General features: G+C 60.6%; 6 protein-coding genes. 1 reads left to right on the top strand and 5 read right to left on the bottom strand.

All coding sequences use genetic code 11. From position 1 onward, the window contains the following. Positions 1–588: 588 nt before the first annotated feature. From EPY72_RS17375 to EPY72_RS17355, 5 genes are all read right to left on the bottom strand, one after another. Complete coding sequence (locus EPY72_RS17375) at positions 589–4,044, bottom strand: ATP-dependent helicase (protein ID WP_135807252.1); 3,456 nt, start codon at positions 4,042–4,044, stop codon at positions 589–591. Then, entirely contained in the window at positions 4,041–4,946 is a 906-nt protein-coding gene (locus EPY72_RS17370) for a RecB family exonuclease (RefSeq protein WP_135807251.1), read from the bottom strand. The genes EPY72_RS17375 and EPY72_RS17370 overlap by 4 nt, the downstream gene beginning before the upstream one ends. Beyond that, a complete protein-coding gene (locus tag EPY72_RS17365) occupies positions 4,943–7,003 on the bottom strand; it encodes a PD-(D/E)XK nuclease family protein (protein WP_135807250.1) in 2,061 nt (686 codons plus the stop codon). The genes EPY72_RS17370 and EPY72_RS17365 overlap by 4 nt, the downstream gene beginning before the upstream one ends. 5 nt (positions 7,004–7,008) lie before the next feature. After that, entirely contained in the window at positions 7,009–9,129 is a 2,121-nt protein-coding gene (locus EPY72_RS17360) for a phospholipase D-like domain-containing protein (protein ID WP_135807249.1), read from the bottom strand. Between the two features lie 63 nt (positions 9,130–9,192). Next, positions 9,193–11,871: a Piwi domain-containing protein gene (locus EPY72_RS17355; RefSeq protein ID WP_135807248.1), complete on the bottom strand. Its 2,679-nt coding sequence runs from the start codon at positions 11,869–11,871 to the stop codon at positions 9,193–9,195. 259 nt (positions 11,872–12,130) lie between these two features. Between EPY72_RS17355 and EPY72_RS17350 the strand changes: the two genes are divergently transcribed. Next, positions 12,131–13,807: an AAA family ATPase gene (locus tag EPY72_RS17350; protein ID WP_135807247.1), complete on the top strand. Its 1,677-nt coding sequence runs from the start codon at positions 12,131–12,133 to the stop codon at positions 13,805–13,807. Positions 13,808–14,008 lie beyond the last annotated feature (201 nt).

Genomic DNA, 14,008 nt, shown 5'->3' with positions numbered 1-14,008 from the left:
CCGGGAATCCCTACCTTCCTCGATGAAACCTTTGGAATGCCAGTACAGCACCGAGGAGGTGCGGAATCTGGAAGGCGACACGCATCAAAACGACTCAACCAGACGCTCTCTGGACCGGAGGCCGGAGTACTCAATACGCCGTGAGGGGATCGTCGATGTCCGGTACGCTGAACAGGGACCAGGAGTCGTCGAGGTGGTCTTCGAGTCCGTTGGCGTATCTATTTTTCGAGAACGGGCGAACCGTTCGTCCCGGTCAGCCGGTCCCCCAGGGGACGTGCTCGGCCTTCGTTCGTAGGCTCTCGACGAGGTCTTCCCGACTCAACGTCGCCCATACACGAAGATGAAGTCCGAGCCTGGGAACTCCACTGCGTCGGTGAAGGTATCGAGTTCCACCTCCCGGTCGTAGACGATCATACTTTGAGTAATGATTACTGCGATAATGACCTAAACACTCGGTCACCCAGGTCCACCCGACAGTTGCTCGGACTGCGAACAGCGTCCCGAACCAAGCCTGGCGACATATGCAAGCGAATCAGGGCTGGAGAGACCGGAAGACCGTCCGTCAGTCCAATCGCGCGGTTTTGACTGTCACTCCTCGAATCCTGGTCCGACCGTGAACGAATCCGGCGCGCAGGCCAGTTGGTTGTGTTGACACCACTGACAGTGGTCACCAGCAGTGTACCGACCGAAGGAGAACTCGGCAATACGGGTCATCGACGCCGTCACGTCGTCCCTGACCGCCGCCAGGTCACCGTCGCTGAATGTTCGGGACTCGACCGTCGGCCCTATCTCACCGACATAGGCGTACCCCGCACGTGCGACGGACTCATCGTACAGGTCACGACATGCCAACAGGTAGATCGGGAGTTGCTTGTCGTCCTCCAGGTCGCGGTGACGTTCGGTGGCCTTGTAGTCGATGACGAGCAACTCATCGTCTGGCGTCCGGTAGACGGCGTCGATGTATCCGACGAGTTCGTGCCCATCGATGTCGAGTTCGAACTCTCGCTCCGCATCGATCAGCTCGTAGCTGGGGAAGTCTAATTCGAAGTACCGGTCGATACACTGTTTCGCCGCCGGGAGCGCGTCCTCGGCTCGGCGTTGACTGGCGAGGCGCTCACAGATTTCGTACCACTCCGCACCCCGGTCCACAGCTTGGTTCGCGGCTTGCTCTGCAGTGTCGTGGAACAGCAACCCGATCTCACGTTGCGAAACACCATCCCGGGCTTCATTCGTCGCATCCTGATAGTCGGGGAATGCGTTGACCACGTAGTCTAGGTAGTGGCTCCGCGGGCATTCCTCGTAGGCTGCCAGCGACGTGTAGCTGTGCGAGAGCGATGGTGACGGTGTCGACGGGCCGTTCAGCGACGTCACTTGGAGTGTCTCTCGCTCGGCCCCCGGTGAGAGATCTCCGTTGAGGGTGGCTGTTGCGAGGTCTAGCACGCGGTCGCGCGCAGCTTCGACTGCGAGTTCGTCGCCGTCGTGAGTGACGGTCCCTCCAACGCGCCCGACAGTCTCGCTTGCCAGCGTGTCTGTCCAATCTGCCGCATCATCCGGGAGACACTCCTGAACGTCGGTCCAGAGCGGGAGCTGCCCGCGCGCTGGCTGCCACGGGATTCGGGCTGGGAGAATCTCGTCGACGGCCTCTGAAACCGGGTGCACGTCCGCAGCATCGTCGTCGTCCTCGATGCCGCCCTGGAGGACGAGGACGTCTTCGGCGCGCGTGATTCCGACGTGGAACACGCGCCGGGTTTCACGCCCGTCACGCTCGACGAAGTCCTCGGCGAACGCCGCCTCCGCGCCATCCGAGAGCCCCGTTTCGAGTGCGTCGTAGGTACGTGAGCTCGGTGCCCACTCGTCGGCCGTGACTTGCGGGATGAGGACGACCGGGAAGTCCAGGCCCTTGCTCTTGTGGATGGTCATCACGTTGACCGCGTCGTCGGCGACGTCCGGCTGACTCGTCGGTGTCGAGCCGCTCTCGTCGAACAGGGAGTCGTAGTGTTCGAGCGAGTCGATGAACTCCGGGGTGAGCGGTGGTTGGACGGCACTATCCCCGTACTGTTCGATGACATCCTCCAGTTGGGCGAGATCCCGGCGTTCCTGTTCGCTGAGGTACCACTCGATGTTCGTGATGTCCGTAAGTTCGCGGTACAGGTGACTGAGCGACGCTGAGTCGCGGAGTTCGAGTAGTTCCGTGGCGTGCTCGCGGGCTTCTGCGACGCGGTCGGGTTCCTCGAACTCGTCGAGCGGCGTCCCGCACAGTGTGTCCACGAGCGGGTCGTCGCCCGCGTTGAGCGTCCGGAGGTCCGCATCGCAGAGCCGGTACCGCATCAGGAGGACGCGATTCCAACTCACCTCGTCTTCGGGCCGCGCGAGCGCCTTCAGGTAGGCAGTCACGGTGCCGACGCCGACTGATTCCGTAGCCAGATCACCAGCAACTTGGTACGGGATGCCGGCATCCTCGAACTCCTCGATGACCGGCGTCGCGTGGTCGTTCTTCCGAACGAGTAACGCGATGTCGCCCGGGTTGTACGCCTCCTCGAGGTTGTCTGCTGCGCCGCTCAGCAGATTCTGGACGACGGTGCGAAGCTGGGTCGCGCCGTCCGCATCGTCCTCGTCCGGCAGTTCGACGGTTGCGACGGTGTCGCCGTCGTAGGCGGGTTCGTTGACGCGTTTCAGTGTCTTGTGTCGTTCGCGGTGGTCGAGCTTCTGAATTGCTTCGTTCGCCAGGTTGAGGATCGGCTGTCGGGACCGGAAGTTCTCTTCTAACGGTTCATCTTCAAGTGCGGCGAACGCGCGGTCGAGTTCGTCGGTGATGTTGGCGACGTTCGCGCCACGCCACTCGTAGATCGCCTGATCGTCGTCACCGACGACGAACAGGTTGTCGTCGGTGACCAGCGACGTGACGAGATCGAACTGCAGCCGGTCGGTGTCCTGGAACTCGTCACAGAATACGTAGTCCCACCGGTCAGCGATTTCCTCGCCGACCGGCGAGTCCATCAGTGCGGCCGTCTCCACGACGAGGCCGTCGAAGTCGATGAGGTTCCGCTCGTCGAGTTCACGCTCATACGCCGCATAGCCCGCTGTCAGGTCACGGGCCGTGAGACAGTCCGAGAGGAACGAGTCGAGATGCTCCGTGAGTTCGAGGTCAAGATCGTCCGGAATCCCCTTCGGCGCACCGTTCGCGTACCCTCCAAGCAGATACTTCGGGAGCTTGTACGCGTTGTCCGGCAACGCTTGGTCGCCCGCCTCGTGGGCTTCGAACGCTGCTTCCAACTCGTCGCAAAGCTCGATGATGCGGTCGAGGAAGTCGCGGACGCTGGCTTCGATACCCTGGGTCCCGAGTGCGTCGCGCTCAGCGACAAGGTCAGCACGCGCGTCTGGAAGCGAATCCAGCACGCTTGACACGGACCGGCCGCCCAGATGATCGCTGGCGATGTTTTCGACGCGCTCCGAGAGGTCGGCGAGTTCGTAGACGCGGTCAGCAGGGCCGAGGAACGCGTCGATGTCGTCGGGCGTGATGCCGCTGCGCTTCATCGACCCGATGAAGTTGAGCAGCTTCGACGCGGCCCCTGACGCGTACCCGTCGCTCCCGTACACGTTTGGTTTCACAGACCGGTATTCGATGTCGTCCAGGACGTCCAGCACGATGGCGTACTTCTCGGCGTCCGTGGCGACCTCGAAATCCGGATCGATCCCAGCTTCGTACGCGTAGTCGGTGAGGATCTCGTTACAGATGGAGTGGTACGTGTACGCGTCGATGTCGTACCCGGCCGCGCCGAGTTTCGCGTTGAGTTTTTCACGCATCGAGTCCGCGGCGTTGTTCGTGAACGTCAACGCGAGAATCCGGTCCGGCGACACGTCCTCCTCGTCGATGAGGTGCTCGATCTTCCGCACCATCGTGAACGTCTTCCCCGTCCCTGCCCCGGCGAGCACACGCATCGGGTACGCGTCGGAGTTGATAATCGTCCGCTGCTGGGGCTCCGGGGAGACGTCCTCTTCCGGGACAGGGAACCACGACGGGTGCTCGTCACTGTCGTCGCTCATCGGCGTACCTCCGTCGACAAGCGGTCAGCACACATCTCTCGATAGTCACAGTCCGGGCACGCCTCCTCGTTGATGAGCTCGAACGGCTCTGGCTCGAAGGTCTCGCCCGTGATGCCGTCGTGTGTATCCCGTATGAGCGCCCAGATTGTGTCATAGTGGTCGTCGTAAATCTCAGTCGTTTCCCGACCCCACCCGCGTGCAGACACATCGTACCCGGTAGGGGTACTCTCGAACGACGTGCTGTTGAGGAGACCGTAGAAACTGAACTGGACCTCCATCCCGTCCTCGTAGAACGGTTCGTTCTTCACGCCCTCGATGTACGCTGCCGTCTGGAACGCATTCCGCACACGCTTCGGCTCGTGGGCCTCCCCGTCGAGATGCTCGCCGAGATACTCAGCTGTCCCGTCGGAGAGCATCCCGTGGGTTTTCCGCTTGTAGTCGAAGATGTGCAGGCCGTCGTCCGTCCGGATGACGTTGTCTGCTTTCCCGTGGAGTCCTCGCCCATCTACTTCGCACTCTACCCAGCACTCGGTGGCGATTGAGCGACGGGCGTGGCTGATACCGACGCCGCCATCGGGCGCGAAGAACGACTCGATAGCAGCCCGGTTCTCAGCACGCTGGTACTCCCGGTGTGCGCGTGATTCATAGTCGTCGGCGCTACTGTGTTCGTCCCACTTCGCATCGAAAATCCGCATGGCCCGGTCGTGAATCACCTCTGGTGGGTCGTCGCGGTCGGTCGCCTCACACACGTCCTCGATTGTCTCGTGGTAGATCGTCCCCTGGTTGAGGTAGAGTTCGGTTCGGTCCGGGGCGTTCACGTCTTGAACTTCTCTGTAGTCGTACAGTCGTGGACACGTCGCGTACGTGGCTAACGCCGACGGTGAGAGCGACTCCTGGCTCATCGCCGCACCTCCCCGTTAGCGAACTCGACGCGCGCACGCAATGCCTTCCGGAGGTCCTCGCCACGCGCTCCGCTCTGATCAAGCAGGTCCTGGATCTCGCCGAGCTCCGCTTCTAGCTCGTCAAGCGACACCGTCAGGTCCTGACTGTTTGCGCGCCGCACTTGGGCGAGCGCGTCGTCAACCCGCGACAACAGGAAGTCCTCTGCCGCTTGCTCGCTCGTGATGTGTGGGTCGTCGGCGTCGGTGACCCACGGGAGGCGGTCGTACGCCTCTGTGAGGAACCGCGACGCCTGCGCACGCTCTTCCAGCGCAGTGTCTTCGAATTCGTACAGACAACAGTACAGGTGCTCGTCGGCAGCATCAGCCCCAATCGCTAAGCGTCGCCGCGCGTGTTCCGTGTGGTACCGGGCGAACGGCCGGCTCGACGCCGTCGACGTCGTCGGGAACGTCGCATCTACGTCCGGTTCGTCGAGCTCCGTGACGCCAGGGTAGTCCGGCATCGCCGCGACCCGCTCGGTCGGGAACAACCGCGTCAGGAACGGGTCACCCGGGTACTCACTGTCGACGAGATTCACGAGAAACACCGCGCGGAACGATTCGTTCTTGATGGCTTGCAAGTGATCGACGCGGACGCCGCCGTTGAGATCCGTCGCACTCGTCTGGTTTTGTTGCGGTGCGTACTCGTGGGCGCGTTCGAGCATCTCCTCGACGGACTCCCACGTGGCATCCACGAACGCAGTGTCTTCGAGGAGCTCGGCCATCCGAAACGCCCGCTTGACGTTCCCGAACTGCGCCCGCGCGTCCAGCGGGGTCGCGCGTTCCGCAATTCGCTCTTTCAATCCCGAGTCAGTCGCCCACCAGCGAAGCCCATCTTCGAGGCTGTCCATCTCGTGGACACGGTCTAAGCGCTCTGTATCGATCTCCGGGGCGCGGTCGGGCACTTCATCCTCGTCGTCGGCAGCAAGATACCGGACGGCAGCGAGGAGTTCCCGAATCGCGGGGTCGTCGCCGAATCCAGTGACAGTCGTCGATTCCGCCGGGATGCCGGTTTGTTCGAACGCTTCGATAGTGTCCGTAACCGCACTCCCGCTTTGTTTCGTGGCGACCGCGATATCGTCGTAGTTCCAGCCCGACCGCCCGACGAGGGATTCGATCTCGTTGGCAACCTCGGCGAGTTGCTCGTCACTGGAGTCCGTAGCGAGGACGGACACCGACCCTGTTTCCGGGTCTGCCGGAGCCGTCTCGTCGGCGAAGTACGATGCTGTGGCAGCCGGTCGCGTCGACGACGTCTCCGAGGCTCCGCGACGAGATTCGCTGAAGGAGACGTAGTCCGTAACGGGTCCTGTTTCGACCCATGTGCGGCGTACACTCGCGTTCTCTTCGGCGATACAGACGAGGTCACAGTCTCCTGCGAGCGCGTCGAGATACGCGCGGTCGAGCGGGAAGAATTCCTCAAACTCGAACGCGAGTACCGCCTCGAAATCGACGACATCGCCGCGGGCATCCCCGGTGAGGACATCGAGCGCTTCCGAAATGAGTTGCCCGCGTTCCATGTGGCCGTGCTCGGCCAGCCACTCGTGGAATGCATCGAGCGCAGCCGTGATGTCACGGAGTTCCGGGGTTTCGTCAGGCGTGACTGTCTGCCAGGAGATCGTGCTCATCACGGCGTCCACGTCCTCGATGAATGACGGCTGTTCAGACGCCTGCTGGAGGTACTCCGTGTCCCACTCGTACTCTTCGAGGAATCGGTGGAGGAGTTCTCGCCGCAGCGCGTCGGAGAGAATGACGCGGTCATCAGTCTGGTTGAGGACATCGGTCGCGTGCACGACGAGCGAGGTCACGTACGGCGTCGCCGCACCCGACAGTTCCTCACCTAACGTCTCGCGGAACGTGTCGGTACTCGTCGGCGCACCCGTGACGACGAGCACATCCTCAGAATCGTGCTCGTCGAGGAGCGCTCGGTATTCGTCCCGCGCTGTCCGTTCGACGTTTTCGCCCCCGAACGGTGCCGTGACTAATGTCCCGTCGAATCGCCGGTGAGGTGAGTGGTCAGACATGACTGTTATCCTCGGACGAGCCGTGTGACCCGAGACAGAACACCGGTGTCGTCAGCGGCCGTCTCCGTGTCGCGTCGTGCATCTTCGATGATACTGGGCTCATCTATCCAGTTCTTGAACCTGTTTGCGCTTTCAAACTGAACCGCCGGCCCGTAAATCCCTGCCCGGATATGGGCTGGCGTGGCTTTCTGGAACTCCCAGCACTGCTGCTGATCCAGATTCGCTGAGAAATCAGCGATGACACGCCCGTCGTCCTTGAAGTCGAGCTCACACAGCCCGTCGGACAGCGCGCTGATCCATTTTCGACGCCCCGGGTCGTGTTCTTGCTCGGCGGGTTTCTCCAGTGGCACATACTCTGGTGGTTCCTTTTCGGCATACGCGTACAGCTCCGCGAACACATCCCGAGCATCCGCGAGCCGGTCTGCCTGGTCTGGCAGCGAGATATCCCGTTGCAGGAACAGGTGGGCGAACCACGGGAACAGGTTACAGCTGTCCGCTTCCCCCGCGATCTGCGCGGCGGCTTCCCGTTCGTCCTTCTCCAGTTCGGAGAAGTTGACGTTGAAGTCCAGCGTCTTCATGCGGGTCCGGAGTTCGGATTTGGGTTTCGTCGAGTCGTTCGAGGAGAAGATGAACGTCGGCATCTGGATAGAGCCGTCCCACTTCCCCTCCCAGTACGACTTGATGATGTCTCGGTCGATCTTCGACTTCGCCACGTCGTCAACGATGTACGGGAAAACAGTGTCCGATGCACGAGCACGCTCGATGTTGTTTTTGACAAAGTCGTCGCCGGTCGTGACCTCCTGTACGTACCCGTTCGAGATGAGTCGCGCCCCGAACCGTAGGAACATGCCTTTCCCGCTGTCGTTGTCGCCGTGAAGGAACAGGAACGGCAGGTCCTTGTCCAGTTCCGCGGATTCGTATTCGGCGTAGTGGTGGGCGCAGTAGTTGGCGAACGGAGCCCAGCAGAAGTAGATTACCCCTTCGTAGAAGTGCGCGCGCGTCTCCTTCGTCGTTCGCGTTTCGCCGAACTCGCCGACCGTTTCGACGTACTGTTCGATCAGGTCGAGCGCGTCAGCGACTTCCTGCGGGTCATCCGGGAGCGGTGCCGTTAATTCGAGGACGGAGTCGTCAACCCGGAGCCCGACCGTGTTTGCCTCCTTGTCGACGTTGAGGTCCGGGTATCCCGTGAAGGTCTCTTTGTACCGTGCGATCCCGGCTGGTGTCGCTACGATTTCCCCGTCGTTGATACGGATGTTATTGGCCGACAGCGTGTCGTCCAGATTCGAGATGGCGTCTTCGAGACCTTGCGGGGAGAGCCGCACACGCTTGTCCGGACTGATCTCTGTCGGGTCGGTATCCGTATCTTCAGCGGCGAACACCGCCTTCTCTGCGTCTTCGGCGTCAGTGACGACGTTGTACGTATTGACTTGGTCGTCGTCAACTGCTTCATCGAGCCGGGCGTTCAGCTCGGCGACCGGGTCGTCACTGAACTCGTCGCCGCCTAGCCAGATGTCGTAGATCTTCGCCTCTTCTTCTGCCGTGTCGGCGTCCTCGATCTCCTCTGTGAGGTCTTCCATGAACGGCGTCGCGTAGTCCTTGTGGAACGCGTAGAGCCGTTCGAACCACTCGTCGACGGGCGTATCTCCGTCGGTACGCCAGGCCATGTTGACGTTGGTCTGTTTGCTCCCCTGCCAGGCCTGCTTGGAGAGGTTCGCCGACCCACAGATGAGTGTGCGAGACCCGTCCTGGTTCTCGACGATGTAGAGCTTCGTGTGGAGGAGGACGCGCGCGGAATCGACGGTGTGAATGAGGAGATCACCGTCTTGGCGCAGAGATTCCAGTTGCGCGGCGATTTTCTTCGCGTTGTTCGTGTTTTTCAGCGACCGCCGGTAGTCGTCGTGCTGGTTGTCCCCGACGATGACCTCCAGTGAATCCACTGCAAGGTCCTGGTTCTGAAACATCTTGTAGATGAACGCGGGGGACTGACTGTACGTGACGCAGTAAACGTGCTGGGCGTCACCGAAGTAGTTCAGGAAACTGTCCCATGATTTGTCGGCAGCCATCTCCAGATCGGCGGTGCTGCCGTCATCGAACTCGACCGTTGCTTCAAATTCAGTCTTGGGCATGCGAGGGTTACCGGTGTGTCGACGGATGCGTGAGTGGTTGGGTGGTTCTGTACTGGCGCATGGTCAGATGTACGGGACGCCGCGGATGACGCTCCCCTTGGTGAGGTAGCCCTTCATGGCGAAGTCGGCGCACTTGTCGGCGTAGTACGTGGTGATGGGAAGCCGGGTGGAGCGGCTCAGCGACCCGACGTGCGCTTCAGACAGCCAGTAGGTTTGCTCCGCGAGCGTGTCGAGGTCTGTCGACCCGTGGCGTTTCACGATCTGCAGCGGTCGTGGCGTACCAGGGCTGCCCTCCTTCCCACCGGTCGTGGTCAGGTAGGAGTGGTCGCCGTTGTGGACGTGGAAAGCGACGCCCTTGTCCGCGATATCGAACCGGGATTTCGACTCGTCGTACTCGGCGATACGGGGATTCCCGGATTTCCGAATCTCGACGAGGTCGAACCGCTGGATGAGATCCCGGGCTTTGTCGAGGCGGTTGATGAGGCTCTCGACGTCGAGGTAGAACTTCCCGTCACGGTGGATGACCACGTGCCGCGGTGGTCGGCCTTCCTCTTCGGCGAAGATTTCCAGGACGTGCTTGATGACGTTCGCTACGTCGTCCTCGTCGAACGTCTCGCCAGCCTGCTTCGTGACGGCCTCGGACGCGAGGATGGTTCCGTCGGCCATGATGACGTTCGCGGCTGCGCCGAGGTGTTGCTTGGTCGCGTGATCGTAGGTCACGTCGAGGCCGACGAACGCGTCAACGCCCCCAGGAACGTCGTCGATCCGCCACGGCACCCCGCCCGCTTTCCCGATGAGGGACGAGCAGATGTTCCCGCGGTAGTTGTCGTTGCCGAGATTGTCGACGGAGATCATCTGACTCGGCACGCCGAGTTGGCCGAGCCGTCGCTTGAACTCGGGATACGGGTCGTCGTAGTCCGCTTCTGCAGCCTCGTCTTCGTCCGGAACGACGATCAGTGCCGCATCGTAGTCACTCGCTTTCTGCGCGGGCTGGGAGTAGTGGAACTCCGAACCGAGTTCGTAGGTGTCGCGGTCGAACGCTGTTGGACTCGCATTGTACTCTGCGAGCTTGTTGAGCAGCGAGAGCACGTACGGCCGCGCGTCATCCTCCTCGTCTTCGGGATACAGCGCGATGATGTCGAATGACTCTGGAGCCTTGTACACGCCGTAGCCCTTCCGTTCCAGCCCGCCAGCCCCGTAGTACCCCGTTTGTCCGCCACCGAACCGCAGGTTCGGGATGTCCGGCGTCTTGTGTTCTCGATACCCGGCGTTCGTGGGTTGGGGGCTTGGGTCGAAGTTGAAGTACGGTGTCGGACCGAGCAAGTCGACGAACGACGTGACGACGTTGAAACGTTCCTCGGGTTTCATCCGGCTCTCGTTGTGGATGACGTCCAGGAACGCGTCATCGACGCGACCCAACTGGTCGAACGTCGGGATGACCTTACAGTACTCCAAGAGCTGCGGGAAGATCGAGTCCTCGCCGCTTCCGTACTGCAGATCAGCGATGACCGGGTCGCCGGCTCGCATCGAATCGATGACGTCCTGATCGACGTGTTTCTCGTGGTACTCCGACATCGGGACGCCCGGCCCGTCCAGCACATCATCATAGTCCATGTCGATGATCTCCTGGACTGTCGCCGTGCGTGCACTGTCGTACAGGTCCGTGTCGTGCTCAACGGTCACATCGGCGATGTCCTGTCCGCGTTGCACCCACTCGGCGGCTGAGAACGTCGATTCCAAGTGGTACGCGACGTTCACGCCGCAAATCACGGTCCCGTCAGCATCGACACGAATCCGGCACTTGTACTTCCGATAGGCTTCGAACAGCCCGCTGTTCGCGGTCCGCTGCGGCGTGGGCTCGATGATCGAATCGATCCCCGACACCTCGAACCGCCCGGTAACGGCTCGTTTCACGTCCTGCTTGACGAACTCCTGTAGCGGCCCATCGTCCGTGTACGAGCGCGCTTCCAGTGTCGTCTCGCCCTGATGGACCGGCTTCACCGTATACCCGTGAATCGAGATCGGGCTGTTGAGTTTCTCGGTCGCGTAGATACGCCGCTGCGACGCATCGGCCGTCGTCACGGGACTCCCGATCCGCGACTGGTAGTAGTTCGCCGCCTTCGCCGAGAACCCCTCAATCCCGTTCGTGAAATCGTCAGGGTCGATCCCGCCACTCCCGCTCGCTCGGAGTTCGTACTCGTGGACCGTTAGCTCCGGCAACTTTCCGAGCTCGAACTGCAGCAGGTAGTTCCCGTCTGAGAGCGGCTGTTGATGCAGGAGCTCGCCGCCTCCATCAGCCGTCGGCCGCGAATTACCATCGACCTCGCTTCCGCGAACGAACTCCTCAGTATCGGACGCATCCGATGTTGTCGCGGCAGTCCCACTCCCTTTGGACTGCTCGACAGAGTCTTCCGCGGGATCACCTTCGGCTAACTCGTCGTTCTCGGCAGCGGCTGGAGGGTCGTCTAACAGCGTGACAGTGAGGTCATACCCTGGGTTGAGTTGCATCTCCCCCTGGAACTCGTTCCCGACGACGTTCTCCAGGAGATACCACTCCCCGATCTGCCACTCGAAGTCCGCGACATCGTTGTTGTGGAACACTGTCAGATCTACCGCCGCGCCGTCGACGTCCTCGAACTGGACCTTCCGAGCGATGGCATCGTGCTCCCACTCGTCAATCCCTGTGACGCGCAGCGCGATGTCGATCTCTTTCCCATCCTCGATATCAGCCTTGACTGCCATCTACGCCCACCAACGGACGCCCAGAATAAATAGGTTTCCACTAGGCGAACTTCAGACACGGTAACTCAACTTTAGCGGTAATACACTCAAAGAAAGCGCCTCGGGACGCGCCGATGAGGCACTTCTGAGGGAGTGTCGAACGACGCCGAGGACCGAAAGACTGCCACACTGGGCCAGATAGCCAGCAGAGCTACAGTAGAATCTGAATAGCGACATCGAGATGCGTGAATATTTGTACTAGCCTATAATAATCGACTGTATGCTCGGGACAGGGAGCGCAGAAGAGTTCATCGACGACGCCGAACACCACAACCAGTGGTGGAGTGACGGCACCTCTCCAGAACTATCGGAAGCCACAGACCTCATCCCACGATCTGATTTCCACCGCGTTCTCAAAACGACGAATGCCCACTACACTGACGGCGTCGAGAGTCTCGTCTACGCGATTCACGGCCAGACCGGCATCGGCAAAACCACCCTTCTCCACCAACTCGTCGCAGCGCTCCTCAACACGACCAACTTCCCACACCAAAACACAGACCTCGAACTCACCTCTGCAATCGAACCGCGGCAAATCCTCTACATCCCCCTAGAAGACTCCCTCTACCAGCTCGAACGCGCAGGCGACGACATCAAACGCCTCAACCAGGTCATCGACTACTTCCAGACCCACGTCGCACCCCGGCAAGGACAAAAATTCATCCTCCTCGACGATGTCCAAGCCCTTGACCTCAACGAGGATCAAAAAGCGGAGCTACTCGATCTCGTTGACGAGAACACGTACGTATTCCTGACCGGCATCGTCGAATCCCAAGTCGATCTCTCCACTACCGAATCCGCCGACACCGTCGAGGAATTCGAACTGTGGCCGATCCTCCCGATGAAATTCATCGACACGGTTCAAATCGGCGCAGGCCTCGGCGTCGATTTCGATGACGAATTCCGAACCCGACTCGAACAATACCAATCATCAGACTTAGACGGGCCATCGCCGATCAAGACGATTCGAACCGGGCTGTCCAGAAGAGATTCTGAAACCAGGCTCGACACGGCCGTTGAGGCACTCTCAGAACTCTGCTTCGACATTTTCGGTGCGGACGACCGCGACAACCTTCACGACGCCGCGCGCGCATACCTCCGCACAGGCGGCACTCTCCATCAGACAGACAACCCATCGATCCGGAACGAACTCTCCAAATCTCACTTCCTCCTCTTCCTCTACAAAGAACTCGCCAAGTACCGGTCCATCCAACAACCCGAAAACCTCCACCGCCTCAGCTCCATCGCCGCCACCAACGCCGGTGAAGAACTCCAGTACACTGACCTCAGCGATCAAATCGGCGTCGACAGGCGAACCGTCGACAACTACCTCGACGTACTCGATGAAGGCATCGCCGTCACCGAATCACAAGACTACTCCCTGCGACGCTACCGCCGCACCCGCCTGTATCTCCGCAACCCACGTCACCTCGTCCTCCTCTCACAGCGGCAGGAACACCACGGCTTCGAAGGCTACGAACAGCAAGACACGCTCAACCATGAATTCGAGTACAAACTCGCCCGCACCGTCGCCTTCGACCACGCCAAACGCCTCGCATACACCGTCGGAGCATACGACGTCGAATACACAGAAACCGAATCCGGCCTTATTGACTACATCCTCCACCGCAACGGGGACGTCCTCCCCTTCATCCTCTCCTACCACCCACACACCGGTAACGCCGAAACAATCGCCGAAGACTTCGACCCCGGCTCTGGCCAACACACCGAATCCGATAGTGAAGATCTCCGAGACTTGGATTACCAGGCACCGTACCGGTTCATCATCACCGACAGCCTGCCGAAGGAAGTTAGAGAGGACGAATCCTTAGTCATCGAGAAGGACGAGATCAGCATCTGCTATCTGCCGTTCTGGTTGTTCTTACTGATCTGCTGAAAACCCATACGTCTCTGCCGGTGGTCTGTTCCGTCCTCTGAGTCGTACCCTTACGGCCCTTTTAGAAGGCGTGTTCGTTCCAGCCTTGCAGTTTGTCAGTAAAGCGTCTATGCCCCGCGCTAAGTTGTCCGGGTAGAGAATGCTATAGCTGAGACAGATGACTTGCGACAATTTCAATAGCTATAACGATGCTGTAAGAAC

This window comes from Halorussus marinus (assembly GCF_004765795.1).
GTDB lineage: Archaea > Halobacteriota > Halobacteria > Halobacteriales > Haladaptataceae > Halorussus > Halorussus marinus.
This window is presented reverse-complemented; position numbering and strand designations above follow the sequence as displayed.

What these genes read in the sequence shown, in the direction of transcription:
- EPY72_RS17375 (WP_135807252.1), bottom strand. Translation starts at nt 4,044, where the DNA reads ATGAGCGACGACAGTGACGAGCACCCGTCGTGGTTCCCTGTCCCGGAA.
- EPY72_RS17370 (WP_135807251.1), bottom strand. Translation starts at nt 4,946, where the DNA reads ATGAGCCAGGAGTCGCTCTCACCGTCGGCGTTAGCCACGTACGCGACG.
- EPY72_RS17365 (WP_135807250.1), bottom strand. Translation starts at nt 7,003, where the DNA reads ATGTCTGACCACTCACCTCACCGGCGATTCGACGGGACATTAGTCACG.
- EPY72_RS17360 (WP_135807249.1), bottom strand. Translation starts at nt 9,129, where the DNA reads ATGCCCAAGACTGAATTTGAAGCAACGGTCGAGTTCGATGACGGCAGC.
- EPY72_RS17355 (WP_135807248.1), bottom strand. Translation starts at nt 11,871, where the DNA reads ATGGCAGTCAAGGCTGATATCGAGGATGGGAAAGAGATCGACATCGCG.
- EPY72_RS17350 (WP_135807247.1), top strand. Translation starts at nt 12,131, where the DNA reads ATGCTCGGGACAGGGAGCGCAGAAGAGTTCATCGACGACGCCGAACAC.